Source organism: Pseudomonas sp. MF09150 (assembly GCF_059862355.1).
Genome location: NZ_JCBCUS010000008.1, coordinates 232588 through 258496, shown reverse-complemented (window position 1 = coordinate 258496; position 25909 = coordinate 232588). Strand labels below are relative to the sequence as shown.

At 65.0% G+C, this 25909-nt stretch carries 25 protein-coding genes; 14 read left to right on the top strand and 11 right to left on the bottom strand.

Going from position 1 to position 25909, the window contains the following annotated elements; genetic code table 11:
- Positions 1 to 118: 118 nt before the first annotated feature.
- Entirely contained in the window at positions 119 to 607 is a 489-nt protein-coding gene (locus AC19YX_RS27085) for a MarR family winged helix-turn-helix transcriptional regulator (protein WP_020296813.1), read from the top strand.
- On the opposite strand, the gene AC19YX_RS27080 is transcribed toward AC19YX_RS27085, so the two are convergent.
- The 3 genes from AC19YX_RS27080 to AC19YX_RS27070 all read right to left on the bottom strand — a co-directional run bounded on the left by AC19YX_RS27080 (position 604) and on the right by AC19YX_RS27070 (position 4181).
- Positions 604 to 1674 carry a transketolase-like TK C-terminal-containing protein gene (locus AC19YX_RS27080; protein ID WP_500607426.1) on the bottom strand — a complete coding sequence of 357 codons (1071 nt, stop codon included), beginning with the start codon at positions 1672 to 1674 and terminating at the stop codon, positions 604 to 606. The genes AC19YX_RS27085 and AC19YX_RS27080 overlap by 4 nt on opposite strands.
- A gap of 332 nt (positions 1675 to 2006) precedes the next feature.
- Positions 2007 to 3047 carry an AraC family transcriptional regulator gene (locus tag AC19YX_RS27075; RefSeq protein WP_201131674.1) on the bottom strand — a complete coding sequence of 347 codons (1041 nt, stop codon included), beginning with the start codon at positions 3045 to 3047 and terminating at the stop codon, positions 2007 to 2009.
- A 3-nt stretch (positions 3048 to 3050) separates the two neighbouring features.
- Positions 3051 to 4181 carry a carbon-nitrogen hydrolase family protein gene (locus AC19YX_RS27070; RefSeq protein WP_500607425.1) on the bottom strand — a complete coding sequence of 377 codons (1131 nt, stop codon included), beginning with the start codon at positions 4179 to 4181 and terminating at the stop codon, positions 3051 to 3053.
- Positions 4182 to 4390: 209 nt separating this feature from the next.
- Here AC19YX_RS27070 and AC19YX_RS27065 point away from each other — a divergent pair, with 209 nt between their 5' ends.
- The gene (locus AC19YX_RS27065) at positions 4391 to 6430 is read left to right on the top strand and encodes an oxidoreductase (RefSeq protein ID WP_500607424.1); all 2040 of its coding nucleotides are present in this window, start codon (positions 4391 to 4393) and stop codon (positions 6428 to 6430) included.
- 156 nt (positions 6431 to 6586) lie between these two features.
- On the top strand, positions 6587 to 7516 hold the full coding sequence (locus AC19YX_RS27060; protein WP_500607423.1) for a 1-aminocyclopropane-1-carboxylate deaminase/D-cysteine desulfhydrase: 930 nt from the start codon (positions 6587 to 6589) through the stop codon (positions 7514 to 7516).
- On the opposite strand, the gene AC19YX_RS27055 is transcribed toward AC19YX_RS27060, so the two are convergent.
- The 3 genes from AC19YX_RS27055 to AC19YX_RS27045 all read right to left on the bottom strand — a co-directional run bounded on the left by AC19YX_RS27055 (position 7513) and on the right by AC19YX_RS27045 (position 10266).
- Entirely contained in the window at positions 7513 to 8061 is a 549-nt protein-coding gene (locus AC19YX_RS27055) for a cytochrome b (protein ID WP_500607422.1), read from the bottom strand. The two genes, AC19YX_RS27060 and AC19YX_RS27055, sit on opposite strands and share 4 nt — an antisense overlap.
- A gap of 181 nt (positions 8062 to 8242) precedes the next feature.
- Positions 8243 to 9070, bottom strand: coding sequence for a phosphonoacetaldehyde hydrolase (gene phnX / locus AC19YX_RS27050; protein WP_421549227.1), 828 nt, complete (start codon positions 9068 to 9070; stop codon positions 8243 to 8245).
- 86 nt (positions 9071 to 9156) lie between these two features.
- Positions 9157 to 10266, bottom strand: a complete 1110-nt coding sequence (locus AC19YX_RS27045; protein WP_500607421.1) for a 2-aminoethylphosphonate--pyruvate transaminase — start codon at positions 10264 to 10266, stop codon at positions 9157 to 9159.
- A gap of 115 nt (positions 10267 to 10381) precedes the next feature.
- Here AC19YX_RS27045 and AC19YX_RS27040 point away from each other — a divergent pair, with 115 nt between their 5' ends.
- Entirely contained in the window at positions 10382 to 11242 is an 861-nt protein-coding gene (locus AC19YX_RS27040; RefSeq protein ID WP_500607420.1) for a LysR substrate-binding domain-containing protein, read from the top strand.
- Positions 11243 to 11363: 121 nt separating this feature from the next.
- Positions 11364 to 12068 (top strand): YebC/PmpR family DNA-binding transcriptional regulator, encoded by a 705-nt coding sequence (locus AC19YX_RS27035; protein ID WP_020296803.1) that lies wholly within the window; start codon positions 11364 to 11366, stop codon positions 12066 to 12068.
- Positions 12069 to 12119: 51 nt separating this feature from the next.
- Here AC19YX_RS27035 and AC19YX_RS27030 read toward each other — a convergent pair whose 3' ends face one another.
- Both AC19YX_RS27030 and zapE read right to left on the bottom strand, forming a co-directional pair.
- Positions 12120 to 13433 (bottom strand): leucine-rich repeat-containing protein kinase family protein, encoded by a 1314-nt coding sequence (locus AC19YX_RS27030; protein WP_500607419.1) that lies wholly within the window; start codon positions 13431 to 13433, stop codon positions 12120 to 12122.
- Between the two features lie 92 nt (positions 13434 to 13525).
- A complete protein-coding gene (gene zapE / locus AC19YX_RS27025; RefSeq protein ID WP_500607418.1) occupies positions 13526 to 14665 on the bottom strand; it encodes a cell division protein ZapE in 1140 nt (379 codons plus the stop codon).
- 307 nt (positions 14666 to 14972) lie between these two features.
- On the opposite strand from zapE, the gene AC19YX_RS27020 reads away from it, so the two are divergent.
- The 7 genes from AC19YX_RS27020 (at position 14973) to AC19YX_RS26990 (ending at position 21585) form a co-directional block, all read left to right on the top strand.
- Positions 14973 to 15473, top strand: coding sequence for a Csu type fimbrial protein (locus AC19YX_RS27020; protein WP_421549222.1), 501 nt, complete (start codon positions 14973 to 14975; stop codon positions 15471 to 15473).
- Between the two features lie 100 nt (positions 15474 to 15573).
- Positions 15574 to 16113 (top strand): spore coat protein U domain-containing protein, encoded by a 540-nt coding sequence (locus tag AC19YX_RS27015; RefSeq protein ID WP_078473625.1) that lies wholly within the window; start codon positions 15574 to 15576, stop codon positions 16111 to 16113.
- A gap of 20 nt (positions 16114 to 16133) precedes the next feature.
- Positions 16134 to 16670 carry a Csu type fimbrial protein gene (locus tag AC19YX_RS27010; protein ID WP_201131666.1) on the top strand — a complete coding sequence of 179 codons (537 nt, stop codon included), beginning with the start codon at positions 16134 to 16136 and terminating at the stop codon, positions 16668 to 16670.
- A gap of 4 nt (positions 16671 to 16674) precedes the next feature.
- On the top strand, positions 16675 to 17175 hold the full coding sequence (locus AC19YX_RS27005; protein WP_078473623.1) for a Csu type fimbrial protein: 501 nt from the start codon (positions 16675 to 16677) through the stop codon (positions 17173 to 17175).
- 43 nt (positions 17176 to 17218) lie between these two features.
- Positions 17219 to 18013: a fimbrial biogenesis chaperone gene (locus AC19YX_RS27000; protein WP_201131665.1), complete on the top strand. Its 795-nt coding sequence runs from the start codon at positions 17219 to 17221 to the stop codon at positions 18011 to 18013.
- Between the two features lie 196 nt (positions 18014 to 18209).
- The gene (locus tag AC19YX_RS26995) at positions 18210 to 20567 is read left to right on the top strand and encodes a fimbria/pilus outer membrane usher protein (protein WP_500607417.1); all 2358 of its coding nucleotides are present in this window, start codon (positions 18210 to 18212) and stop codon (positions 20565 to 20567) included.
- A 28-nt stretch (positions 20568 to 20595) separates the two neighbouring features.
- Positions 20596 to 21585, top strand: a complete 990-nt coding sequence (locus AC19YX_RS26990; protein WP_201131663.1) for a Csu type fimbrial protein — start codon at positions 20596 to 20598, stop codon at positions 21583 to 21585.
- A 15-nt stretch (positions 21586 to 21600) separates the two neighbouring features.
- Here the strand turns inward: AC19YX_RS26990 and AC19YX_RS26985 are convergent, their stop codons facing one another.
- Entirely contained in the window at positions 21601 to 22353 is a 753-nt protein-coding gene (locus AC19YX_RS26985; protein WP_500607416.1) for an anti-sigma factor family protein, read from the bottom strand.
- Positions 22350 to 22856 carry an RNA polymerase sigma factor gene (locus tag AC19YX_RS26980; protein ID WP_500607415.1) on the bottom strand — a complete coding sequence of 169 codons (507 nt, stop codon included), beginning with the start codon at positions 22854 to 22856 and terminating at the stop codon, positions 22350 to 22352. Before AC19YX_RS26980 ends, AC19YX_RS26985 begins: the two co-directional genes overlap by 4 nt.
- Before the next feature lie 168 nt (positions 22857 to 23024).
- Here AC19YX_RS26980 and AC19YX_RS26975 point away from each other — a divergent pair, with 168 nt between their 5' ends.
- Both AC19YX_RS26975 and AC19YX_RS26970 read left to right on the top strand, forming a co-directional pair.
- Positions 23025 to 24113, top strand: a complete 1089-nt coding sequence (locus AC19YX_RS26975; protein ID WP_201131661.1) for a catalase family peroxidase — start codon at positions 23025 to 23027, stop codon at positions 24111 to 24113.
- Positions 24110 to 24649: a cytochrome b gene (locus tag AC19YX_RS26970; protein ID WP_078473617.1), complete on the top strand. Its 540-nt coding sequence runs from the start codon at positions 24110 to 24112 to the stop codon at positions 24647 to 24649. The genes AC19YX_RS26975 and AC19YX_RS26970 overlap by 4 nt, the downstream gene beginning before the upstream one ends.
- A gap of 18 nt (positions 24650 to 24667) precedes the next feature.
- On the opposite strand, the gene AC19YX_RS26965 is transcribed toward AC19YX_RS26970, so the two are convergent.
- Positions 24668 to 25894 (bottom strand): MFS transporter, encoded by a 1227-nt coding sequence (locus AC19YX_RS26965; RefSeq protein WP_500607414.1) that lies wholly within the window; start codon positions 25892 to 25894, stop codon positions 24668 to 24670.
- Positions 25895 to 25909 lie beyond the last annotated feature (15 nt).

The window sequence follows — 25909 nt, the reverse complement described above, 5'->3', positions numbered from 1 at the left end:
TGTGGGATCGAGAGGGCTTGCGTGCCGATAAATATAATTGCAATTGCAACTACATGGCCGAATCTATCCCGGCATGCGCTACTATTGCAACCCTCTTCAGTCCCGCGGATGGTGTTGCATGTCTTCAAATGAGCCCGATGTCTGGTTCCGTTTTGTCAGGGCTCATCGCACGGTCATTCGTGAAATCGAGCGCCGCCTGGCAGATGCCGGACTGCCGGCCTACGCCTGGTACGACGCCTTGTGGGGCCTGGAAAGCGGCCCCGAAGGCACCCGGCGCATGCACGAACTGGCGGATGTGCTGGCCATCGAGCGCTACAACCTGACGCGATTGGTCGACCGCCTGGAAAACGAAGGCCTGGTGCAACGTTCGCGCTGCGACGGCGATGGGCGTGCCGCGTTCGTGACCATCACCGAAGAGGGGCGGAAACTGCGCAAAAAGATGTGGAAAATCTACGAAAGCGCAGTGGCCGAGCTGTTTCTGTCCCAGCTCGACGAGCAGCAGAAACACAGCTTTGCCGATGCCCTGGAACGCACTGCCGCCCTGGCCCGGGCCTCCACCAGTGGCGCGGACGTGCGCCCAGGCACCCGGCGGTCACGCCCCGCCTAGCGCAAGCCATAGCGCTGCAAAGCCTGCTCGACCTTGACTGTCGGCAGGCGCTGTTCATCGGCCAGGGCCTTGAGCGCCAGGGTCGCGATCCAGTGCTGGCTCGGGCTGCGGGCGGTCGCCGAACCGGCGCCCAGGGCGACGAAGCGTGCCTTCACGAAGCCGCGCAGTTGGTCGGTCACCGCCTGGCCGTAACCGGTCACCGCCAGGACCGGGTCGCGGCTGTGCCCCAGGCAGCGCATCAGGTGGGCACTGCGCTTGGCGGCTTCTGGATGCAGGCGGTTCCAGCGCTCGGCGGCTGCCGCTTCGCGGGCCAGGCGGGTATAACTGGGGCAGCTCCAGAGCTGGCTGGCGACCCCCCAGTCCTGCTCCAGCAGCGCCGCCGCCTGGCGTACCTCTTCGAAGGCCTGGCCGGCCCCCAGCAGGCGCACCCGCAGGCTGGCATCGAGCGGGCCGGACTCGGCGACTTTGTACATGCCCTGCAAGGCGTCCCCCCGGTCCTGGGCACCGAGCCTCGGACCCTGTTCGTGGTCATGCAGGGCCAGGTAGTAGAAACCGGGCTGGCCTTCGACATACAAGCGGTGCAGCGCGTCCAGGACAATTGCCCGGGTTTCGTCGCCCGAGGCCGGGTCGAAGGGCAGGCAATCCGGGTTGTTGGCCAGCCACAGTGGCAGGGACGGATCGGCGCCTTTGGGCCAGGAGGTGGTCAGGGTTTCATTGTCGTTGCAGAAAATGCCGCGCCGCGCCGACTCGGCGGATACCGCGCACAGCTGCGCCGAAGAATGGGCGCTGTGCAGGTAGAGCAGCGGTTTTTCCCGGGTATCCCGGGAGAACCGCAACGGCCAGGCGCTGATGCGGGTCGATGCGCCTTGCCGGGCGTTATTGCGCACCACCCAGGCCTGATTGGCCACGCTGCGCTCCAGCTCCAGGGTATTGGCGATCTCCATTACCGTGAACAGCGGCGAGCGCGCTGGTGTTGCCGGGTTGCCCACGGTCAGGCGGTCGATGCAGGCACGGGCGGCTTGGCCGGCGTGGGATGGGGAAGGGGAGCCGAAGCGGGATGAGGTCATGGTGCGCGCCGTCTGGAGGGATCAGACGGCTACCCTAGCGGAAATGCCAATATCATTGCAATTGCAATGATTGCAGTTGCATCTAAATTGGCCGAGCTAAATCCGTTGCCGCCTGCTACGTTTTATCAGCAGGGAGCGTGCATTATTTTTTCTGTCATCCCGGCACTTTATGCTGAGGGCGAAGGTCATTAGGCAACAGGTTATTCATACAACGGCAAAGGACGACGCAATGGACGATTACCAGGAAGAACTGCTGGAGTACCAGGCATTTGAATTGGACCCGCTGGACCCAACAGAAGACGCCACCGAGCTGTAAGGCCGGTGGCTTTTTTTTAGGCGAAATGCCGGTGGCTGCGGCGAAACTCGCCGGGCGTCTGGCCGCTCCAGCGTTTGAATGCGCGTTGAAAAGCCTCGGCTGAGGCAAAGCCCAGCAGGTAGGCGATTTCACCGAATGCCAGTTCGGTGTCACGAATGTAAGTCATGGCCAGATCACGACGGGTGTCGTTGAGAATGGCGCGAAACTGAGTCCCTTCCTCGGCCAGCTTGCGCCGCAGGGTCCAGGTCGGCAGCTTGAGGCGTGCCGCCACTTCTTCCAGGTCGGGTTCGCGACCGCCATTGAGCAACGGCCCCAGCAACTGAGTGATGCGCTCGCGCAGGCTGCGGGTGCGGGTCAATTGCTCCAGCTCCCGTTCACACAATTGCAGCAGCAGGCGCCAGGTACTGGGGCAGTGTTCGGGGTTGCGCTGGGCGAGGCTGGCCTGGCTCAGGCGCAGTTGGTTGTGTTCGGCGCCGAACTGGATCGGGCAGTTGCCCAGTCGTGCGTAGTCGGCGTGGTAATCCGGGGCGGCGAATTCGATGTCGATCTGTTCGGCCGTGATCGGCTGCGGGCTCAGGCTGGACAGCTGTTGCAGCCAGCCAGCGATGATCGAGTCGACCACGAAACGGTTGTAGGCGTTGTATGGGCTGATGGAATAGAAGCGCAGCCAGGCGCCGTCGGCGTCTTCGTGAAAGCTCGACTGGCCTCGGTAGTTGGAGCCGTACAAGGCTTCAAAGCGCGTCAGGCAACGCGCGGCTTCGCGCACGGTCGGCGCTTGGGCGGCAGTGACCCCGGCCAGCCCGAGCTGGCTGAGACGGCCGAGTTGGCCCATGCGCAGGCCCAGGGCCGGGTCGCCGGTGAGCTGAATCGCCGCATGGCCCAGGCGCATGTAACGCGGAATCGACAGTCGGGCGCCGGCTTCGCCCAATCGCGCCGCGTCCAGCCCGTATTGCGCCAGCAATGGAGTCGGGTCCAGGCCATGGCTGCCCATGGCGTCGGCCAGGCTATGGACGAAGCCCACCGACAGATCGCCCAGGCGCATGGGTTGCGGCTTCATCACCTACAACCAGATATTCAACAGGCGGGCGCCGCGGGCTGCGTCGTCGGCATAGGTCTGTTCGGGGCTGCTGATAAAGCTCTGGCCGGTGCTGCGCTGGTCCCAGAACTGCCCCCGCAGGAACACGCTGACCCCGGCTGTGGCTTGGCTGCTGGGGGCGCGGGCGGTCAGGGTCAGGCGATGCCAGGCTTCGCCTTCACTGAGTTCGCCGGGTTTGAGACTGATCTCGCTGGGGGTCGTTTCGTTCTTGTAGCCGCGCCACGGTTTGTCCCAGGTGCCACGACCGATGACCACCGCCGGCACGGCTACCAGTTGCGCGCCTTGTTCGTCGAGCTTGCGGTAGTTGTCCGGGTACCAGCTGTCGCTGCCGATCAATACCCCGAGGCGCCCGGCGGGGGTGTCGATGACGTTGACGGCCTGGTCCTTGGCGGGGCTGATAAAGCCGCGCTCGGTGAAGTCCGGGTACAGCTGGCGCTGTGGCTGGCCTATGGGCAGGCCATCGCGGCCAAATACCAGGCTGCTGTTGTACAGCGCGCCGCTGCCGATCTGCAGGGTGCCCTGGTTGACGCTTGGTTCCGGCAGCACGATGGAGCCGGCCACCAGGGTCACCTGAAACTCTTTGGCCAGGCCGCCAAACAGCTGTTGATAATCCCGGGCCATGGCCTTGGCTTTCATCCGCAGGTGAGCGTCTTGCAGGCGACTGTCACCCTTGGCAACGATCAGTGCCCGCAGGAAGGGCAGTGGGTTGCTGACCGCCAGCCAGTTCATGGCTTCTTTCAGGGTGGCGGCCTGGTACAGCTCGTTTTTCTCGCCGCTGACCATCAGCCAGGTGCCCACGTGTTCGGGCAGTACGACGATGGTTTTTTCATTCAGCAGGCCCTTGTCGCGGGCCTGCTGCAGGTAGGCCGCGAGCTTGCGGTGCAGGCGTTCGGGGCTTTGATAATCGGTGGGGAACAGCTCGGGCTGGATCCCCAGCAGGTTGCCGTGGTCGGCGGGCTGGCCCTGGTCCACGGCGAGGTTGATGCGCAGGTCCGACAGGTAGTGCCCGACCGGACGCTCGCGGGTCCAGATGGCATAGCTGGTGAGGGCGGCGATCAGGGCCATGGAGGCGGTGAAATAGAGAAGTTTGCGCATGGGAAAACAGTCAGCGGCCGTGTGCAGGATTCGTCGACTAGGGTAGGGCCCATGCCGACGCTTGCCAAGGGGCGCTGCGCATTTGGATCAATAAGTTGTCAGTTACGGTCATTGAGCGGCCGGTGCGCTGCTCTTAGTCTGTCGAGCATGACTGATGGAAGCCGCAGAGCTTCCGCATTTTTCCGTGAACGCTCGATGTGGAGTTACCGATGGCCGCCGCTCACTACCCGCACCTGTTGGCCCCGCTGGACCTGGGGTTTACCACCCTGCGCAACCGCACCCTGATGGGCTCGATGCACACCGGGCTTGAAGAAAAACCCGGCGGCTTCGAGCGCATGGCGGCCTACTTCGCCGAGCGCGCCCGGGGCGGTGTCGGCCTGATGGTGACCGGCGGTATCGGCCCCAACGACGAAGGTGGCGTGTACTCCGGTGCGGCCAAGCTGACCACCGAGGAAGAGGCGCTCAATCACCAGATCGTGACCCGCGCGGTGCATGAGGCGGGTGGCAAGATCTGCATGCAGATCCTCCACGCCGGACGCTACGCCTACAGCCCAAAACAGGTGGCGCCAAGCGCGATCCAGGCGCCGATCAACCCGTTCAAGCCCAAGGAGCTGGACGAGGAGGGCATCGAGAAGCAGATCCGCGATTTCGTCACCTGCTCGGCCCTGGCACAGAAGGCCGAGTACGACGGCGTCGAAATCATGGGCTCGGAAGGTTACTTCATTAACCAGTTCCTGGCGGCCCACACCAACCATCGCACCGATCGTTGGGGCGGCAGCTACGAAAACCGTATGCGCCTGCCGGTGGAAATCGTGCGTCGGGTGCGCGAAGCCGTAGGTCCGAACTTCATCATCATTTTCCGTCTGTCGATGCTCGACCTGGTGGAAGGCGGCAGCTCCTGGGAAGAAATCGTGCAACTGGCCAAGGCCATCGAGCAGGCCGGCGCCACCCTGATCAACACCGGGATCGGCTGGCACGAAGCGCGGATCCCGACCATCGCCACCAAGGTCCCGCGTGCCGCATTCAGCAAGGTCACGGCCAAGCTGCGAGGCGAGGTGGCGATTCCGCTGATCACCACCAACCGCATCAACACCCCGGAAGTCGCCGAGCAGATCCTCGCCGAGGGCGATGCCGACATGGTGTCCATGGCGCGGCCGTTCCTGGCCGACCCGGACTTCGTCAACAAGGCCGCCGAAGGCCGCGCGGATGAAATCAACACCTGCATCGGCTGTAACCAGGCCTGCCTGGACCATACCTTTGGCGGCAAGCTCACCAGTTGCCTGGTCAACCCGCGGGCCTGCCATGAAACCGAGCTCAATTACCTGCCGGTGCAGCAGATCAAGAAAATCGCCGTGGTCGGTGCCGGTCCTGCCGGGTTGTCCGCTGCCACGGTGGCTGCCGAGCGCGGGCACCAGGTGACCCTGTTCGATTCGGCGAGTGAAATCGGCGGCCAGTTCAACGTCGCCAAGCGCGTGCCGGGCAAGGAAGAGTTCTTCGAAACCCTGCGCTATTTCAAGCGCAAACTGCAGACCACCCATGTCGAGGTGTGCCTGAACACTCGGGTGGATGTGGCGCAACTGGTGGCTGGCGGTTATGACGAAATCATCCTCGCCACCGGCATCGCCCCGCGCCTGCCGGCGATTCCTGGGGTTGAACATGCCAAGGTCCTGAGTTACCTGGACGTGCTGCTGGAACGCAAGCCGGTGGGCAAGAGCGTGGCGGTGATTGGTGCCGGTGGCATCGGGTTCGATGTGTCGGAATTCCTGGTGCATCAGGGCGTCGCCACCAGCCAGGACCGTGAAGCGTTCTGGAAAGAGTGGGGCATCGATACCCAGTTGCAGGCCCGTGGCGGCGTGGCCGGGATCAAGGCCCAGCCCCATGCCCCGGCGCGCCAGGTCTTCTTGTTGCAGCGCAAGGCGTCCAAGGTGGGTGACGGCCTGGGCAAGACCACCGGCTGGATCCACCGCACCGGGCTGAAAAACAAGCAGGTGCAGATGCTCAACAGCGTTGAATACCTGAAGATCGACGACGCCGGCTTGCATATCCGCATCGGCGACAGCGGCGAGCCGCAAGTGCTGGCGGTGGACAACATCGTGATCTGCGCCGGCCAGGATCCGCTGCGCGAGCTGCAGGACGGCCTGCTCGCTGCCGGGCAGAACGTGCACCTGATCGGTGGTGCTGATGTGGCGGCGGAGCTGGATGCCAAGCGCGCGATCAATCAGGGATCGCGGTTGGCAGCGGCATTGTAAGAGGGCGTGGGCGGGGTGTTGGTCATGAGGGCCAGCGCCGCCTCGCGGGCTCGGCAGCGGCTACAGGCATGTACCTTGTAGCCGCTGCGGCCCTGAGCCCCTGAGCCCCACACCCCTGCTAGACTGCGCTCCCTTTGTTAGCCGAACCCCGCGCCGATGTCCTTCCCCGATTCCTTCGACTGGCTACCCCAGGCACCGCTGCAACCCATGACCCTGGACTGGCTGGCCCAGGCCGGGGTCGAGGTGGCGGTACTGCGCCTGGAGCAGATCGATCCACTGATCAGCGGCAACAAGTGGTTCAAGTTGCTTGAATACCTGGCGGCGGCGCGCCAGGCCGGGGCCAGTGGAATCATCAGCCTTGGCGGGGCCCACTCCAATCACCTGCATGCCCTCGCCGCGGCGGGGCAACGCTTTGGTTTCGCCACCGCCGGCCTGCTGCGCGGTCATCCGCAAGACACCCCCACCGTGCTCGACCTCAAACGCATGGGCATGCACGTGCACTGGCTCGGCTATGGCGGCTATCGGGCGCGGCACGAGCCCGGGTTCTGGGCACCCTGGCAAACCCGGTACCCACAGCTGTACCCGGTGCCCGAGGGCGGCGGCGGCTTGCCCGGGGCGCGGGGTTGCAGGGGGCTGGTGGCGCAGGTTCGCCAGCAGTTGAGTGGGCTCGGCTGGGCGGATTATCACGGCTGGTGGCTGGCCTGCGGCACCGGCACCACCCTGGCCGGCCTGGTGCTGGCCGAACATGGCGCGCACCCGGTGTATGGCGCGCTGGCGGTGCCGGACGATCATGGGGTGGCGCAGAACGTCGAACGGATCCTGTGCGAGGCTGGGCACACGGCATCGGGCTACGAGTTGCTTGATGCCAGTCGCGGTGGTTTTGCCAAGGTCGACCCGCCGTTGCTGGCGTTTATCGAGGCCAGTGAAGGCCAGAGTGGTATCGCGCTGGAGCCGTTGTACACCGGCAAGGCCTTGCTGGCGTTGCGGGAGGCGATCGAGGCGCGGCGTTTTGCCCGGGGAACCCGCCTGGTGTTTGTCCACACCGGCGGCCTGCAGGGCCGCCGGGGCATGACTGGCGCTGCTTAGCTGCGTTTAGGCAGCATCCGCAGCAGGGTGTTGTCGCGCATGAAGTAGTGGTGATACAGACCGGCCAGCGCATGCAGGCCGATCAGCCAGTAGCCGATGGTGCCGCCCAGTACGTGCCAGCCTTCGATCTGCTTGGCCAGCGGCTTGTTCTCGGCGATCAGCAGCGGCAGGTCGATGCCGTAGAACATCACCTGATGCCCTTCGGCGCTGGTGATCAGACAACCCAGGATCGGCATGGCAATCATGAACAGGTACAGCGCCCAGTGCATCAGCTTGGCCAGCCACTGCTGCCAGTTGGGCGGTGCAGGCACGATTCTCGGCGCTACCCCCAGGCTGCGTGCAAACAGGCGCAGCCAGACCAGCAGGAACACCGTCAGGCCGAGCATGAAGTGGGCTTCCTTGATCAGCGTCCGCCCGCCACTGCCTTTGGGAAAGATGCCGCGCAACTCAATGCAGGCGTAAACCACCGCCAGCAGCACCAGCATCAGCCAGTGCAAGGTGATAGAGACCGTGCTGTATCGAGCATCGGAGTTCTTCCAGGGCATACGACTTTCCTCACTCATCAGGGCTGAAACCTCCGTTCTTGAACGACGGAGTGCTTTAACTGTAATCCTGTTTGAGCCGGTGCGCCTTGACCTGGTGCGAGGTTTAGGCCGCGCCGCACGAAAAAACCGTAAAAAGTGGCAGCCCCGCAACAGGCTGCCGTTCCGGCGGGTAGGGTGCCGATCAGCAGCCCTGGGGTGTCTCGCCCCGGGCCAGGCGCTGGTTGATATCGGCGACCACCTGGGGCAGGTCGGCGAGGGTGTCGATCAGGTAGTGCGGGCGCGAGCTTGCGAACAGGGCGTGTATACGTTTGCGCTCGTTGGCCAGGGTCTCGCTGTCGAGGGCGCGATAGGTTTCGTAGCTCAAGCCCAGGGCGTTGCCGGAACAGGTCAGGGCCACGGTCCACATGCCGGCGCGACGGCCTTCGAGGATACCGGGCACGGTGTCGTCGACCTTGACGCAGGCCGCCACATCCTCGATGCCCAGGGCAATCACGTTGGCCAGGGCCTGAGCCGGCCAGGGGCGGCCGTTGGGCACTTCATCGGTGGCCACCACATGGTCGGCGACGTAGCCATTTTTTGCCGCCAGCTGCACCACCTTGTCCATCACCTGCTTCGGATAACCGGAGCACGAACCGATCTTCAGCCCCTGCTCGCGCAACTGGGCGATGGTGTCCAGGGCGCCGGGGATCAGGGCCGAGTGTTCGGCGATCTTTTCGATCTGCAGCGGCATAAAGCGCTGGTAGATGGCCGTGACATCGTCATCGCTCGGGGTACGGCCGAAAGCTTTGCGATAGCGCTCGGCCACCGGCGGCAGGTTGCACAGGGTGCGGATGTGATCCCACTTGCCCATGCCCATCGGGCCGCGGGCTTCTTCGATGGACACCTGCACATCGAACTCGGCAAAGGCTTCGACGAAGATCTGGGTCGGCGCAAAGGAGCCGAAGTCGACCACGGTGCCGGCCCAGTCGAGGATGGCGGCTTGCAGTTGGCTGGGGGTGTTGTAGCTCATGGCGAAGTCCTGTTGGGGGCGGGTGATCCGCGTGGGCCGGAGGTCGGCGTTTAAAGGGCAATCGGTTTTTTGCTGCGGGCTGGGTGTCAGATTTCCAGCACCTGCATTTCTTCAAGCGCCTGGGCGATGGCCGCCACCGCAGCCTGCATCTGGGCCGGGTTGACGTGACCGATACAGCCCACGCGAAAGGTCTCGACCTCGGTCAGCTTGCCGGGATAGAGGATGAAACCCTTGGCCTTGACCCGCTCGTAGAACGCCTTGAACTGGTAGCGCGGGTCTTTGGGAGCATGGAAGGTGACGATGATCGGCGCCTGGATTTGTGCCGGTAGAAAGCGGCGAAAGCCCAGGGCGACCATGGCTTCGATCAGGGCCTGGCAGTTATCGGCATAACGCTGATGGCGTGCCGGCAAGCCGCCTTCTTCGGCGTATTGCAACAGCGCTTCGTGCAGCGCCGCGACCACGTGGGTCGGCGGGGTGAAGCGCCATTGGCCGGTTTTGGCCATGTAGCTGTGCTGGTCGAACAGGTCCATGGCCAGGGAGTGGCTGTTGCCGGCGGCCTGGGCCAGGGCGTCCTTGCGGGCGAAGACCAGGCCCATGCCCGGCACGCCTTCCAGGCATTTGCCGGAGGCGGCGATCAGGGCGTCGAATGGCACCTGCCGGGCATCGATCGGCAGCGCGCCAAACGAGCTCATGGCGTCGATGATCAGGCGTTTGCCATGGCGGGCCGTGACCTGGGCAATGTCCGCCAGCGGGTTGAGGATGCCGGTGCTGGTTTCACAGTGGATCAGCGCCACATGGGTGATGCCAGGGTTGGCCTGCAACAGGCGCTCGACGTCGGCGGCGGTGGTCGGTTGGTCTTCGGCGGTTTCAAAGGTCACACAAGCGCGGCCGAGCACCTCGCAGATCTTCGCCAGGCGTTTGCCATAAGCGCCGTTGATCAGCACCAGGACCTTGCCATCGCGCGGTACCAGGGTGCCGATGGCGGCTTCCACGGCAAAGGTGCCGCTGCCTTGCAGGGGCACGCAATGGTGGCTGTCGGTGCCATTGACGATGGCCAGCAATTGCTCGCAGAGGCTGGCGGTCAGCTGGTTGAAGCCTTCGTCCCATGAGCCCCAGTCCACCAACATCGCCTGACGGGTACGCGCCGAGGTGGTCAGGGGGCCGGGGGTGAGCAGAAGGGGGGCGGCGGTGGTCATGCGGGGTCCTCGCAGGTGCGCTGTGGGGTGAAATCTACGGGGCCTAAATTGCAGTTTGGCTTGTCATCAATCAAATTGTTTGTTGTGATGCCAGCGATAAGTGAGGCTGATAGATATGAATTTATTCCAACTCCGCGCATTCGATGCCGTGGCCCGTGAAGGCAGCTTTACCCGGGCCGCGGCGCGGCTGTTTATCAGCCAGCCGGCGGTCACCGGGCACATCAAGGCGCTGGAGGAGCACTACCAGATCACCCTGTTGCGGCGGACCGCACGCCGGGTCGAACTGACGGAGGAGGGGATCAAGCTGGCGGCCATCACCCGGGCCATGTTCAGTTTGTCGGAAGAGGCCCAGGCGCTGCTGGAAGCCAACCGCCAGTTGCTGAGCGGACGCCTGGAGGTGGCGGCGGACGGGCCGCACCTGGTGATGCCGCTGCTGGCCCGCCTGCGCGCGCGGTATCCGGGCATCACCGTCAACCTGCGCCTGGGCAATGCCCAGGAAACCCTGGCGGCGCTGCTGTCCGAACATGCCGATGTCGCGGTACTGACCGAAGTCGAGCCGCGCAAGGGCCTGCATTTGCACGGCTTGGGCGAGTCGCGGATCTGCGCCCTGGTGCCGGCCGATCATCCATGGCTGGCCCGGCCTGAAGGGGTGCTTCTGGAACAGTTGGACCAGATGATCATGGTCTTGCGTGAGCCGAGCTCGACCACTCGCCGCACGTTTGACCAGGCCTGCGCCCTGGCTCAGGTCAACCCTCGGGTGTTGCTGGAGCTGGACAGCCGCGAGGCCGTGACCGAGGCGGTCGCGGCCCAATTGGGGGTGGGCGTGGTGTCGTCGGTGGAGGTCAGCCCCGACCCACGGGTGCGGGCGCTGCCGATCATTGGCGAGGGCCTGCTCAACCGGCATTGGCTGGGGTGCATGGAGCGACGCCGGGAGTTGCGCCTGATCCAGGCGTTCTTCGAACTGGCAGCGGAGTAAGGGCCCGCCCTGGCGCCATCGCCGATCTGACTTTTTGGTCGATTGGCGCCTTGAGGACGGGTAAACTTGCCCATCGCGTCGGCCAAATCCAACTCGACGCCATCGATCAAGAGAGTGAGTAATGGGCGCACAGTGGAAGGTTAAACACAAAGAAGCAGCAGCCAACGCCAAGGGCAAGATCTTCGGCAAGCTGGTGAAAGAGATCACCATCGCCGCACGCAACGGCGCAGACACCTCGACCAACGCGCACCTGCGGCTGGTGGTCGAGCAGGCGAAAAAGGCCTCGATGCCCCGTGAGACCCTGGAGCGTGCCATCAAGAAAGGTTCCGGCCAACTGGGCGAAACCGTGCAATACCATCGCGTGACTTACGAAGGCTTCGCCCCGCATCAGGTGCCGCTGATCGTTGAATGCGTCACCGACAACATCAACCGTACCGTCGCTGAAATCCGCGTGGCCTTCCGCAAGGGCCAACTGGGCGCTTCCGGCTCGGTGGCCTGGGACTTCAACCACGTCGGCATGATCGAAGCATCGCCCGACAGCCCGGACGCCGACCCTGAGCTGGCCGCCATCGAAGCCGGGGCCCAGGATTTCGAGCCAGGTGAAGACGGCGCGACCCTGTTCCTGACCGAGCCTGCGGACCTGGATGCCGTGCAGAAAGCCCTGCCCGAGCAAGGGTTCACCGTGCTCTCGGCCAAGCTCGGCTACCAGCCGAAAAACCCGGTCAGCGGCCTCACCGACGAGCAGATGGCCGAAGTCGAAGCCTTCCTCGAAGGCCTGGACAACCATGACGACGTGCAAGACATGTTCGTCGGTCTGGCCGGCTAAGACGCAGACCCTGGCGGCCGTTCAGTTCAGCGGCCGCCAGCGTCGCCCGAATCAAACCTCGCGCAATACCTCCAGAACCTCTTCAAAGCCCGGCCGCGCCAGCACCTCTGGCTGACAACAGCGGCTGACCAGTTGCTCCAGAGCCTCTAGTTGTTGGCCGCGCAGGCCGCTGTCGGTGCGTTGCAGCAACTCCTCCAGCAGAATGCCGAAGGCCCGCACTTCGATCCGTTGCAAGGCTCGGGTTTGAGCCGTGTCCTGGGTGACGTGGAACGAGGCCGCGCCAAAATCCCCGAGCAGGCAATCGCCCTGCTGATTCAACAAGGTGTTGTGCCCGTACAGGTCGCCGTGGGTGATGCCCTGGGCGTGCAGGTGGGCGCCGACCGCAGCGATACCGCTGGCGATACGCAAGGTTACCGGGCCATCGAAACGCTCGGTGTCGGCGTAGATATCCCGCGAGCAGGAGGCCAGGCTCGGCAGTCCCGCCAGGTTGCGGTAGCTGGGGTCGATCAGTTGCATCACCAGGCCATTTTGCGCCTCGGGGTGCCCGACCACGCGGCCTTCGACGCGGATCAGGTTCGGGTGCCGGCCGGCGGTGATGCAGGCATTCATTTCATGCAGTGGCGAGCCGTCGCTGGTCATCTCGCCCTTGTACAGCTTGACCGCCACTGCCCGCGCAGCGTGCCCGGCAGGTTGCCATTGAGCTTGATAAATCACCCCCGAGGCGCCTTCGCCCAGGCGCTGCTGCAACTGCAGTTCGCTCCAGGGAATGTTCGGCGTGGCCTCCAGCGCCGCGGCATCGGCCTCGGACTCCAGCGGGTTGCCGGCGTAGGCGAGCCAGGTCAGGCGCGGCAGGGCGAGGAGGAACGGCGGCAATTCCCGCAACTGGTTGGCGGCGATCCGCAGCAGCTCCAGGTTATGGCACTGACTAAGGCTCGGCGGCAGCTGGGTCAGACGGTTGCCCGCCAGCATCAGCTTTTGCAGCAGCGGGCGCCGGCCCAGTTCGTCAGGCAGCTCGCTGATGCGGTTGTCGGTCAGGATCAGCCAGCGCAGCTGCGGTGGCAGGGCAGCGGCCGGCACCTGTTCGATACGGTTGGCCTTGAAGCCGATCATGCTCAGTTGGGCGCACTGGCCGAGGCAGGCCGGCAGTTCGCTGAACAGGTTGTCGGAACAGAACAGTATCCGCAGGTGCGGCAGTCGGTGCAGGTCGTCGGGCAGGCGGCTCAGGGCGTTGCCACTGAGGTTGAGGATCTCCAGGGAGTCTGCCAGGTCGAAGATTTCCCGGGGGAACTCGGTCAGCCCGGCGCTCAGGTTCAGGCGCTTGATGCCCGCCAATTGGCCGGCTTGCAGTTGAGCAAGGGTATTCATGAACAGCTCCGACACTCGGCAGGAAGGCGACCCTGGAGCCGCGCAAAAGGGCGCCATGATAGCGGCTGGCGCTGGGGGCGGCGATCACTCCCTCAGCCGAGCGGGGTCTCGGGGCCGATTTCCAGCAGTTGCCCCAGGCGGCTGCGGGTTCGCGCCAGATCAATGGCGTTACCGCCCAGGCTTTCGCGCAGGGGCAGTTCGCCGATCAGCAGCAGGCGCTTGTCCTGGTCGTAGAGCACGTCGATCAGGTTGATAAAGCGCTGCTGGGCGGCAATCGAACATTCGCCCAGGTCCGGCAGCTCATCGATGATCCAGGTATCAAAGCGCCGGCTCAGTTCCAGGTAATCCATGACCGCGGTCGGCTGGTCGCACAGGTCGCTGAATTCGAAACGGACACTGCGCTGGTCGCACAGCCGCGCCTGCAACACCCGCGCGCCCACCGTCAGGGCAAAGGCGGCGGTGTTGCGGTCCGGCAACTGCAAGGCCTGGCGCTGTTGTGCCGTGCCGGGCCAGATGTAGTGGCCCTGGGTGAACACTTGTTGGGTGTGGGTGCGGGCCTGGCTGCGATAGTCGTGGGGGCCGCCGACTTCCATCACCTGCATGCGCGCGTTGATCAGGTCGATCACCGGCTTGAAGCGTGCGTGGTACAGCGGGTTGGGCAGCAGCCCCTCGGGCGGGTAGTTGGAGGTCACCAGCAGTACGATGCCGCGCTTGAACAGGGCCTTGAACAGGCGGGTGATGAGCATTGCATCGCCGATGTCATGCACATGGAACTCGTCGAAGCACAGCACCTGGCAGTGCTCCAGCAACTCGTCGAGGGTGGTTTCCAGGGCATCTGGCTGCTGCCGATGGCGGAACATGCCCTGATGCAGCTGGGCGAAGAAGTCGTGGAAGTGCAGGCGCTGTTTCTGCTCCAGGGGGATGGCGCGGAAGAACCCATCCAGCAGCCAGCTCTTGCCCCGGCCCACCGCACCGTGCAGGTACAGGCTGCGCACCTGCTGGTCATGGCCCCGGAGCAGGGCGTTGGCCAGTTGCGCCATGCAATCGATCACCCGCTGCTGGCTGTGGCTCAGGGTATAGCCCTGCTCCTGGGCCTTGTGCCGGAAGTAGTCGTGGATCAATCGGGTGCTGGCGCTGTTAGCCGCCGGCCGGGCGAACGCCTTGCCCAGCAGCGAGCGCAGGCGTGGCCATTTGGATGTGCGTTGCGAGCGGTTTGGCGGTAAGGCGGCCAATGAATTCACCCCGATGTGTTGCAGAGCCGCTCCCCCTGGAACTGGCGCGCTAATTTAACCAATACAAAACTGTGCATCCAGTCTCATGCAAAACCCGAAAATAAATGAGACAGAAAGTTACCGCCTGTATAGGTTTTATGTCCCGTAAAACCTGGGCTAAAACCCTTTTCAGCCTCAGGTAAGTCCATTTTCAATGGATCCAATCGTCCGGGGCGACTGGACGTTTATCGTTCGCTGGCTAACCTTCAGCCCAGAACGGGTTCCTCAAAAGGACTGGGGTTTGAATGGATTTTCGGTTTTGGCAGCCATGAGCGCGCTGCTCGCCAGCAACGCATCGGCCGCAGACCTGCAGGTGCAGGTCCGGGTCGATGTGCAGCGCGGCTGCCAGTTGATCGGTCAGCCGCGCGAGGCCGGCATCGAGCAGCTCGGTGTCCTCGACTTTGGCAGCGCTGCGCGCCTGGACGACCCCGCCGGACCCTTGGGCGCGGCCCTGATCAACGGCCGTTTGCCACGCCTGGAATGCAACCCGGACACCCCTTATCAACTGCGTGTCGACGGTGGCCTGCATGGCGGCGTGGGCGACGTGCGTTACCTGGCGAGCAATGAGCCCTCGACCCCACCCATCCCCTACCGCCTGTATCAGGACGCCGCCCGCCGTATTGCCCTGCCGGTGAATGTGTCGGTCAGTGGCCGGGTGCCCGACTCGGGGAGTGTGGATCTGCCTTTGTATGGGCGTATCGAACCGCTGGCCGGCGTCCCCCGGGCCAGTCTCTATTCCGATGTGGTGAAGGTCACGGTCACCTGGTAACCCCAGGTGGATAGCGCTGTTCCGGTGGATCCGGACAGGCAGGGAAGTCGCTCGCGGTGAGCGGCAATGCAGGAGTCCTGATGGAATTAGGATGGGAGCGATGACACGCAGAACCTGGACCACGGTGGCGCTGGGCGCGCTGTTGCTGCTGGCTGACGACGCATACGCGGCGATCACCGGGCAGATCGACGCGCGCCTGGTGATCACCGCCAGTTGCCAGGTCAGCAGTGGCACCGGCGATGTCCCGGGGAGCCCGGTCAGTGATCCGGGGATGCTGGATTTCGGCCAGCAGGGCCCGACCTGGACTCGCCCGATCAACGCCAGCCTCAGTGACAGCGCCGACGACCAGTTGCACGTCGCGTGCAATTCCTCGGTCACCGGTTTCACCGTGACCATCAATGGCGGCCTCAACGGCGACGGCACCACCCGGCGCTTGAGCAACGGCCGGCAGACCATTCCCTATCGTTTGTTCGTCGATGCTTCCGGAACCGACAGTTACAGCATCGGCCAGCAACGCAATTTTGCGGTGACCAACGGAACCCAGGTGCCCATACCGGTGTTCGGCTCGGTGGTCGCAAACACCCGTGCGGTTCCGGCGGGGATCTACACCGACATCCTGACGATCACCCTGGATTGGTAACTCAAATGAGGAAGGACATCATGCACGCGCTTGTATCTCGAATCGGCTGGTCATTGCTGGGCCTGGCCATGGTTTCAACGGCCCAGGCCGCCACCACCGTCACTGGCCAGATCAACTCGACCCTGACCTTGATCAGCAGTTGCCAGGTCAATGGCGTCGGCGGCAGTTCGTCGTTGAACTTCGGTACCTTGAGCTTCGGCACCGCCAACAGTCTGTTCACCGAGGCCGATGGCCAGGTGCTCGGCGGTGGCGGCGGGGCGCTGTCGATTCTCTGCTCGTCCGGCACCACCCCGGCGATCAAGGTCCGTGCCGGGTCTCATGACGGCCAGTCCAGCGGCGGCTCGCGGGCCCTGGCCGATGGCAATGGCAACTTTGTGCCCTACGACCTGTACACCGATACCGGGCACTCGCAATTGCTGGCCATCGACGGAGTGATCACCCTCGCCGCCAGCACCGGGGTGGCGCAGACCGTCAACCTGTACGGCAAGGCAGTGGGCAAGGCCGGGCTGCCGGCGGGCAACTACAGCGACACCATCGCCGTCGAACTGACGTTCTGATGCCATGGCCCGCCACCGTTGTGCGGCCCTGGCAGTGCTCTGTGCCTGCAGTGTCCCGCCGCCACTGGCGGCGGTGACCAGCCAGAGCTTCCAGGTCAGCGCCACCGTGACCGCCGGCTGCCTGGTGGTGGGCGGTGTCTCGAACTACGGCAACCTGGGGTTCGGCAGCCTGTCGGCGCTGTCCACCAGCACCGTGAGGGTCGCGCTGAGCGGCGGGGTACAGCTGCAATGCACGCCGGGGGTGACCCTGAACATGACCGTCGACGGCGGGCAGTACAACAGCAGCGGGCGGCACATGCAGCTCAATAGCGGCAGTGCGCGGGTGGCGTATCAGTTGTTTCGCGATGCGGCCTACAGCCAGAGCCTGGGTATCGGCCAGAGCGTGGCGGTGGCCTACAGCGATGCCAATAACATCAGCCTGCCGATCTATGGGCAGGTGCAATTGCCGGGCAATCAGCCTGGGGGGACATACAGCGATGTGCTGCAGGTGCAGCTGTCGTGGTGATGGAGCTGAGCGATCAAGGCCTTAGGGCATAAGGAGTTGCAGTATGTCTTCACCTTTACTTGCGCAGGTGCGGCGCGCGCGCTGCGCGCTGTTGGGGCTGGTGCTGCTGGGGGCGAGCCAGGTGCAGGCCGCCAGTTCGGTGCTGATCTGGCCGATTGACCCGGTCCTCGAAGCGGACCAGCAAGCCAGCGCCCTGTGGCTGGAAAACCGCGGCACCGAGACCGCGAACCTGCAGATCCGGGTCTTTGCCTGGAACCAGAGCGGTTTCGCCGACCAGTACCAGAACCAGCGCGACGTCATCGGCAGCCCGCCGGTGGCCAAGATCGAGCCCGGGCAAAAGCAGCTGGTGCGCCTGACCCGAACCCGCGAAGTGCCGCCGGGCCAGGAGCTGGCCTACCGCATCATCATCGATGAGATCCCTTCGGCCGCGCCGGTCGAGGCCACTGGTGACAACAAGACTGCCGCCGCGATTCGTTTCCAGATGCGCTATTCGGTGCCGCTGTTCGCCTACGGCCCCGGGCTCTGGAGCAAGGAAGACACCACCCGCAAACGCGACCCCAAGGGGGCCGGAGTGCCGGACCTGAGCTGGCGCAAAGTGGCGGCGGACGGGCGCTCCTATGTCGAGGTGCGTAACCAGGGCGCGGTGCATGCGCGGCTGACCGATGTGGCGTTCAAGCAGGCGGGGCAGGCCAAGCCCCTGGTCGAGGGCCTGCTCGGGTATGTGCTGCCGGGGGCGGTGATGCGTTGGCCGGCCCCCGAGGCACTGGCCGGCGACTCGACCCTGCAATGGCGGGTCAACGGCGCGCCACAGGTGCAGAGCCTGGCGCCGACCCGCTAACCCGCTGAGCTGATTCACCAGGTGGTCCTGAAGCCGGCTCGCGCGTTGTCGGTGGTCGCGCGGTTGTGGGTGCGTGCGCCCCGGATAAGGACCAAGTCACACAGCTGGCCGGAGCCGGAGTGCTCGCCAGTGGACAGGGACAAGGCTGGCCGCTTGTCTCGGGATGGAGATGTCCATAGATGGACGCACACTCAACATGAGCCAGGGGTCGGCTCGCTGTTTCTGGCGTTCAACCTGGTTGGCCAGCGGCCTGTGCGGGTTGCTGCTGGCGCCTGAGAGCCAGGCGGGCGACCTGCCGCCGCCGCCCACGAGCCTGGAGGCCGTAACCGATGCGCAGCTGTATCTGGAACTGGTGGTCAATCAGCTCAACACCGGGCAGGTGGTGCCGGTGCAGCAGCGGGCGGGGCATTTCCTGGTGCCGGTCAGCGTGCTGCGGGCCAGCGGCATGAAACTGCCCGAGACCTTGCCCGACGAGATCGATCTGGACAGCCTGCCCGGGCTGCACAGCGAGTACGACAGCCAGGGCCAGCGCCTGCTGTTGAATGTGCCGGCGAACTGGTTGCCCGAGCAGTGGGTCGGCAGTCGCCAGGCCTATCCGCAGACCGAGGCCCGCACCAGCTTCGGTGGTTTGCTCAATTACGATCTGTACCTCAATGACACCGATGATGCCGGCACCTACCTCGCGGCCTGGAACGAAGTGCGGCTGTTCGACAGCTGGGGCACGCTGTCCAATACCGGGCAGTACCGGCGCACGCTGTCCGGCGCTGGCAACGGTACCCTGAATAACGGCTACCGGCGCTATGACACCACGTGGCGTTACTCCGACGATGTGCGGATGCTGACGTACGAGGCCGGGGACCTGGTCAGCGGCGCATTGCCCTGGAGCAACTCGGTGCGCCTGGGCGGGGTGCAATTGTCCCGGGACTTTGGCGTGCGCCCGGACCTGGTGACCTACCCCTTGCCGCAGTTCGCCGGGGAAGCGGCAGTGCCGTCCTCGGTCGATCTGTTTATCAATGGCTACAAGTCCAGCAGCGCCGACCTGCAACCCGGCCCCTATACCCTGACCAACATTCCGTTTATCAACGGTGCGGGAGAGGCGGTGGTGGTGACCACCGATGCCCTGGGGCGGCAGGTGTCGACCACGGTGCCGTTCTACGTCACCAGCACCCTGTTGCAAAAAGGCCTGACGGATTTCTCGGTGGCCGCCGGGACCCAGCGCCGAGACTACACCGTGCGCGATTTCGGGTATGGCCCCGGCGTGACCTCGGGCAGCCTGCGTTACGGCCTGAGCGACAGCCTGACCCTGGAAAGCCACGCCGAAGCCTCGGACTCCCTGACCCTCGGTGGGGTGGGGGGCAACCTGCGCCTGGGCAACTTCGGTGTGCTCAACACCGCCCTCAGCCAAAGCCGGTTCGACGGCGATGGCGGCCAGCAACTCAGCTTCGGCTATCAATACAGCAGCCAGCGCTACAGCCTGGCGTACCAACGCATGCAGCGCCATGACCGCTATGCCGACCTGACCGTGGTCGATAGCCCCTATGCCAGCCTCAGCCAGCGCAGCGAGCAAGTCACTCTGAGCCTCAACCTCGAGCGTTACGGCAGCCTCGGTGCGGGCTATTTCGATGTGCGCGCCGCCGATGATTCGCGCACCCGGCTGCTCAACCTGACCTGGAGCAAGTCACTGTGGGGCAACAGCAGTTTCTACCTGTCGGCCAACCGCGAGATCGGTGACAGCGACTGGGCGATGCAGGCGCAACTGGTGATCCCCTTCGACCTACGCGGCAGCCTGAGCATCGGCAACGAGCGCAGCAAGGCCGGGGAGAATCGCCAGCGGGTCAACTACAGCCGCTCGGTGCCCAGCGAGGGCGGGGTCGGTTTCAACCTCGGTTATGCCCATGGCGACGGCCCGGCCTACCGTCAGGCCGACCTGACCTGGCGCCTGCAATCGGTGCAGTTGCAGGCCGGGGTCTATGGCAGCAGCGAAGCCCAGAGCCGTTGGGCCGATGCCAGCGGTTCGCTGGTGTGGATGGACCGCCAGGTGTTCGCCGCCAACCGCATCGACGATGCCTTTGTGGTGGTCAGTACCGACGGTTACCGGGATATCCCGGTGCGCTACGAGAACCAGTTGGTGGGCCAGACCGACAAGAACGGCCACCTGCTGGTGCCCTGGAGCAGCGCCTACTACCGCGGCAAGTACGAAATCGACCCGTTGAACCTGCCGGCCAACGTGCAGAGCCCGAATGTCGAGCAACGGATCGCCGTGCGGCGCGGCAGCGGCTACCTGCTGGAGTTTCCATTGAGCCGGATCATCGCCGCCAGCGTGGTGCTGGTGGATGCCCGGCAGCAGGAATTGCCCCTGGGCAGCAGCGTCCAGCATGAGCAGAGCGGGACCTGGGCGGTGGTCGGCTGGGACGGCCTGGTGTACCTGGAGAACCTCGCGCCGCAGAACACCTTGCACGTGACCCTGGCCGACGGCCAGACCTGCAGCGCGCAATTTCCCGTGGATATGCAACAGCAACAGGTGCCGCTCATCGGGCCCTTGCTGTGCCAATGAGGCCGGACACGCAAAAAGGAGGTTCGACATGCAAGGGCAAACCCACCGCTGGACAGGGGTGCTGGGCGGCCTGGCACTGCTGCTGCCGTATCCGGCACTGGCCTTGTGCACCACGGTCACCACCAGCCCGGCGGCGTTCGGCACCATCAGCTCGATTGCCGTGCGCACCACCAGCCAGCCCAGTTCCAGCCTCAACGCCGGCTTGAGCTGCACCGGCTCGCTGTTGTCCGTGCTGGCCACCAATGACCATTTCTACGCCACCATCACCTCGACCCAGAGCGGCCTGCTGGGGCCGACGGGCGACGTCATCGGCTACACCCTGTATGGCAACAACAGCACCAGCTACCCGATTACCCGGGGCACGCCATTCGATTTCGGACGCAATTCGATTATCGATCTGCTGGGGCTGCTGGGCAGCCCGACCGTGGCCAAGCAGGTGCCGATCTACCTGGGCAGCATCACCGGGAGCAACGTGGCGGCGGGGGTCTATACCGAAAACCTGAGCATCTTCTGGAACTGGAACTACTGCTCCGGGATTGCCGTGTTGGGCGGATGCCTGGGGCGGGACATCGGCAGCGGGACCAAGTCCCTGACCGTCACCATGACCGTGTCCAACGATTGCGTGATTACCGCGCCCAATATCAGTTTCGGCAGCGCCCCGGTGATCAGCGCTTTCGCCACCGTCACCGGGCAGACCATCAACCTCATGTGCACCAAGGGCAGCGCCTACACGGTGGGCCTGAGCGATGGCCAGCAACCGCTCAGCGCGGGCGGTCGGCGGCGGATGATTTCCGGTAGCAACTACCTGGCCTACGACATCTTCAAAAGCGCCGGCAGCACCCGCTGGGGCAGTGTCGGCGCGGCCCGGCGCGCCAGTACCGATGCCGAGGTCTTTCCCGGCAACGGCCTGGGCACTGGCAGCCAGATCTTCAACTACAACGCCAAAATCTACACCGACCAGGCCACGCCACCGGCTGGCACCTACCTCGACAACGTGGTACTGGATGTGGGCTTTTGACGCGCCGGCCAGGGCTTAAAAGCGTTGGGTCTGTTGCAGCATTTGCGCCGCTGGCGAATCCGTCGGGCTGACCATGGCGTAGTTGTAGCCGCTGTCGGACCAGTACACCGCCTGCAACTCGCCATCGTGGCGACTGCCTCGGGGCAGCAGTTTGTTCTGCGGGCCCGGCGGGCGAATGTAGAAACTCAGCTTGCGCCCGTCCGGGTCCTGGTACAGCACCATCGCCGCCGGTCCTTGCTCGGTGCTCAGCAGGCGTGCGCTGACCGTCTTGAACCCGGCGCTTTGCAGGTCCGGCAGGCGAGTGGCCTGGGTGAAGTAGCGGTCGAGCCAGGTTTGCATCGCGCGGCTGTCATCTACCTTGAAATCAGCCGGCAGGATCTGCTCCTGGGCGAACAGGCGGTAGGCCTGCAGGGCGTCGGTCATCGGTGGCGTGCCGTTGGCCAGGGTCATCTCCCGCGCCTGCCAGCCGCTGAAACCGCCGAGGCCGACGGCAATCAGCAGCAACGCCGCGCTGGCCAACTGGCGCCGCACCTGGTGCTTGAGACGCTGGCGAATCTGCACCGGGTCCAACTGCGGGTTTGGCGCTTGCTGCAAGGCACCGCCCAGGGCCGCGCGCAGGTGCTGGGCGTCCTGCTGCCAGGCCTGCACCTGCGCGGCCAGTTCCGGGTGGGAGCCGAGGTAGGTCTCCAGCAGGCGCCGGTCGCTGTCACTGAGCCGATGGTCGACGTAGGCGTGCAGGTCGTGTTCGCTGGGGGGCAGGCTGATCATTTGAGTATCCGCAAAGAAGGGTTGTGGATTTCGCCGTCGGTGAGCTGGCGCAGGGCCTGGCGAGCGCGGGACAGGCGCGACATCACGGTGCCGGTGGGGACGTCGAGAATCTCGGCGACCTCCTTGTAGCTCAACCCCTCGACCGAAACCCACAGCAGCAGGGCGCGCTGCTCGGTGCTCAGGCGGTCGAAGGCGGCCAGGGCCGATTGGGCCAGGACCGTGCGCTCCGTTGAGGGTTGGCAGTCGTCGCGGCCGGTAAAGAACGCCAGCATTCGCGCGTAACGCCGGGAACGGCGATGGGCATCGAGAAACTGTCGGTAGAGGATCGCGAACAGCCAGGCACGCAAGTCACCGTCGGGCCGTTTGTCGGTCCAACTCGTCAGCGCCCGCTCCAGGCACGCCTGCACCAGGTCGTCGGCGCTGCTGGGATTGCGCGTCAGCGACACGGCAAAGCGCCGCAGCCGGGGAATCAGCAGGCGCAACTGTTGATCGAGTTCGTTCATGGGTTCCTGCAGGTTTTTGGCCAGTCACTACGCTTGAGCCTAGGAAGACGCCCGACGCCTGAGGTTATTCCCCGGCCGGAAAAATAAACACCGCGCCATGGAATAAAGCCCGTTGCCCTGCGTCTGTCTGATCCTTGCCACCTGCGGCCCACGGCCCTGGAGTTTTTCATGGTTGATCACCCGACACCGCCTTCGCCGCCCACTCCGCCGCCCCTGGGCACCGGCAGCCTGGTCCTGCGCCTGGCCGGGATCGCCTTGGTGGTGGTCGCCGTGGCCGGCGCCTTCGCCTACGTGCGCGGCACCCTGGACCCACAGCGGCTGACGCCCAAGGCCCTGGTGGACGTGCTGGAGAAAAACAACGGGGTGCATCCCGGATTTCGTCGCAACCATGCCAAGGGCGTGTGCGTGATCGGCTACTTCGAGAGCAGCCCCGAGGCCCGCGCCTATTCCAGCGCCCAGGTCTTCAGCGCAGCCCGGACCCCGGTGGTCGGGCGGTTCGCCTTGCCCAGCGGCAACCCCTATGCGCCCGACAGCAGCGTGCCGATCCGCAGCCTGGCCTTGCGTTTCACCCAGGCCAACGGCCAGCAGTGGCGTACGGGGATGAACAGCATGCCGCTGTTCCCGGTGGGAACGCCCGAAGCCTTCTATCAAATGCAGCAGGCCAGTTCGCCCGACCCGGCCACTGGCAAGCCCAACCCGGCCAGCATGCCGGCATTCTTTGCCGGCCATCCGGAGACGGCGCCGTTCCTGCAATGGGTCAAGGGCGCCAAACCCTCGGCCAGCTACGCCACCGAGACCTACAACGGCATCAATGCGTTTTACCTGGTGAACGCCAGCGGTCAGCGCCAGGCGGTACGTTGGGGCGTGGTGCCGGAGGCCCGGGACGCTGCCGACGTCAATGCTCCCCAGGGGGCTGACTTTCTGCAGCAGGACCTGGTCAAGCGCCTGGCGGCCGGTCCGTTGAAATGGCAGTTGATGATCACCCTGGCCAACCCCGGCGACCCCACGGTCGATGCGAGCAAGGCCTGGCCCGCCGACCGCAAGGTGCTGAATGCCGGGACCCTGGTGCTGCAAAGCACCCAGGCGCAAAACAATGGCGAATGCCGCGACATCAACTACGACCCGCTGGTTCTGCCCGCCGGGATTGAAGGCTCCGACGACCCGCTGCTGGCCGCGCGTTCGGCGGCGTACGCCAGTTCCTACCTGCGCCGCACCAGTGAAGTTAGCCAATTGCCGTCCCAGGAGGCCCGCCCATGAGCGCCCACCCGAACCACTTCGCGCCCTTGGCGCGGCTGCTGCACTGGCTGATGGCGCTGATGGTCATCGCCATGCTGTTTATCGGCGCCGGCATGGTGGCCTCGGTGTCCGAGCGCCATGAATGGCTGATCCACCTGCACAAGCCCCTGGGCATTGCGATTTTGCTGCTGGTGATCGTGCGTCTGTTTGTACGCTTTTCCACCCGGCAGCCGCCGCTGCCTGCCGACCTGCCGGGCTGGCAGGTGCTGGCAGCCAAGGCCTCGCATCTGCTGTTGTATGCACTGATGCTGATTCTGCCGTTGCTGGGCTGGGCGATGATCTCGGCGGCGGGAGACCCGGTGATGCTCGGCAGTGCGTGGCAACTGCCGGCGATCCTGCCGGCCAATGCCCAGGTCTTCGCAGTGTTGCGCAAGGCCCATGGTCTGCTCGCCTACTTGTTGTTTCTGACGGTGCTGCTGCATTTGGCGGCGGCCCTGTTTCACGGCTGGGTCCGGCGTGACGGGGTGCTGCAAAGCATGTTGCGTGGCAAGGGCTGAGGGGGCGCGGGCGTCGTTTCAGGAAGCACAAAGTGCCTGCTTTTGCGGCGCCAGGCTCCACAGCCAATACAGCAGCGCCAGGCCATTGATCGCCGCGCCCAGCAGGCAGACCCCGGTCCAGCCGGCCCAGGCATACACGGTGGTCGAGGCGATCGAGCCGCCGGCACTGCCGATCGAGTAAAACACCATGTAACCGGCGGCCAGGCGGCTCTGGGCTTCAGGGCGCACGCTGTAGATCAGGCTCTGGCTGGTGACATGCACCGCCTGCAAGCCCAGGTCGAAGGTGATCACACCCACCAGCAGCGCCCACAGCGAGGACTGGGTAAACGCGATGGGCAGCCAGGAGGCCAGCATCAGGGCCAGGGCCAGGCCGCTGGTCCACTGCGCCCAACCGCGATCCGCCCAGGCCCCGGCCCGGGCAGCGCCCAGGGCTCCGGCGGCGCCGGCCAGGCCGAACAGGCCGATCTCGGTGTGGGACAGCGACAGCGGCGGGGCACTCAGGGGCAGCACCAGCGGGGTCCAGAGCACGGTGCCGGCGGCGAAGATCAACATCGCCAGCAGCGCCCGGTCGCGCAGGACCTTTTCTTCGCGGAACAGGCTGAACATCGAGCGAATCAACTGGCCATAGTGGCTGGCGGCCGGCTTTTGTTCGGTTTTCGGCAGCACTCGCCACAGCAGCACAGCCATCAGCAGGGTCAGCCCGGCCGACAGCAGGTACACCGAGCGCCAGCCCGCGAGGTCGGCCATGCTGCCGGACACGGTGCGGGCCAGCAGGATGCCGATCACGATACCGCTGGTGACCATGCCCACCACCCGGCCCCGCTCATGGGGCGCGGCGAGGTTGGCGGCGTAGGCCACCAGCACTTGGGTCACCACCGCCAGCAGGCCGCAGCCGGCCATGCCCAGCAGCAGCCAGGTACTGCTCGGGGCCAGTGCCACCACCAGCAGCGCCACGACCGAGAGCAACGTCTGGCCGACGATCAGGCGCCGGCGGTTGAGCAGGTCTCCCAGGGGCACCAACAGCAACAGGCCCAGCCCATACCCCACCTGAGTCAGGCTGACCACGCCGCCGACGTTGGCCGCCGGCATGCCAAAGGCCTGGCCCATGGCGTCCAGCAACGGCTGGGCGTAATACACATTGCCCACTGCCAGGCCACAGGCGACGGCGAACAGCAGCACCACCGAGGCGCGGATACCGGGGGCGGACAGGGGAGGTTCGGATGAGGGCAAAGTTGGGTGTGGCATGCTGGGCTCGCTGTA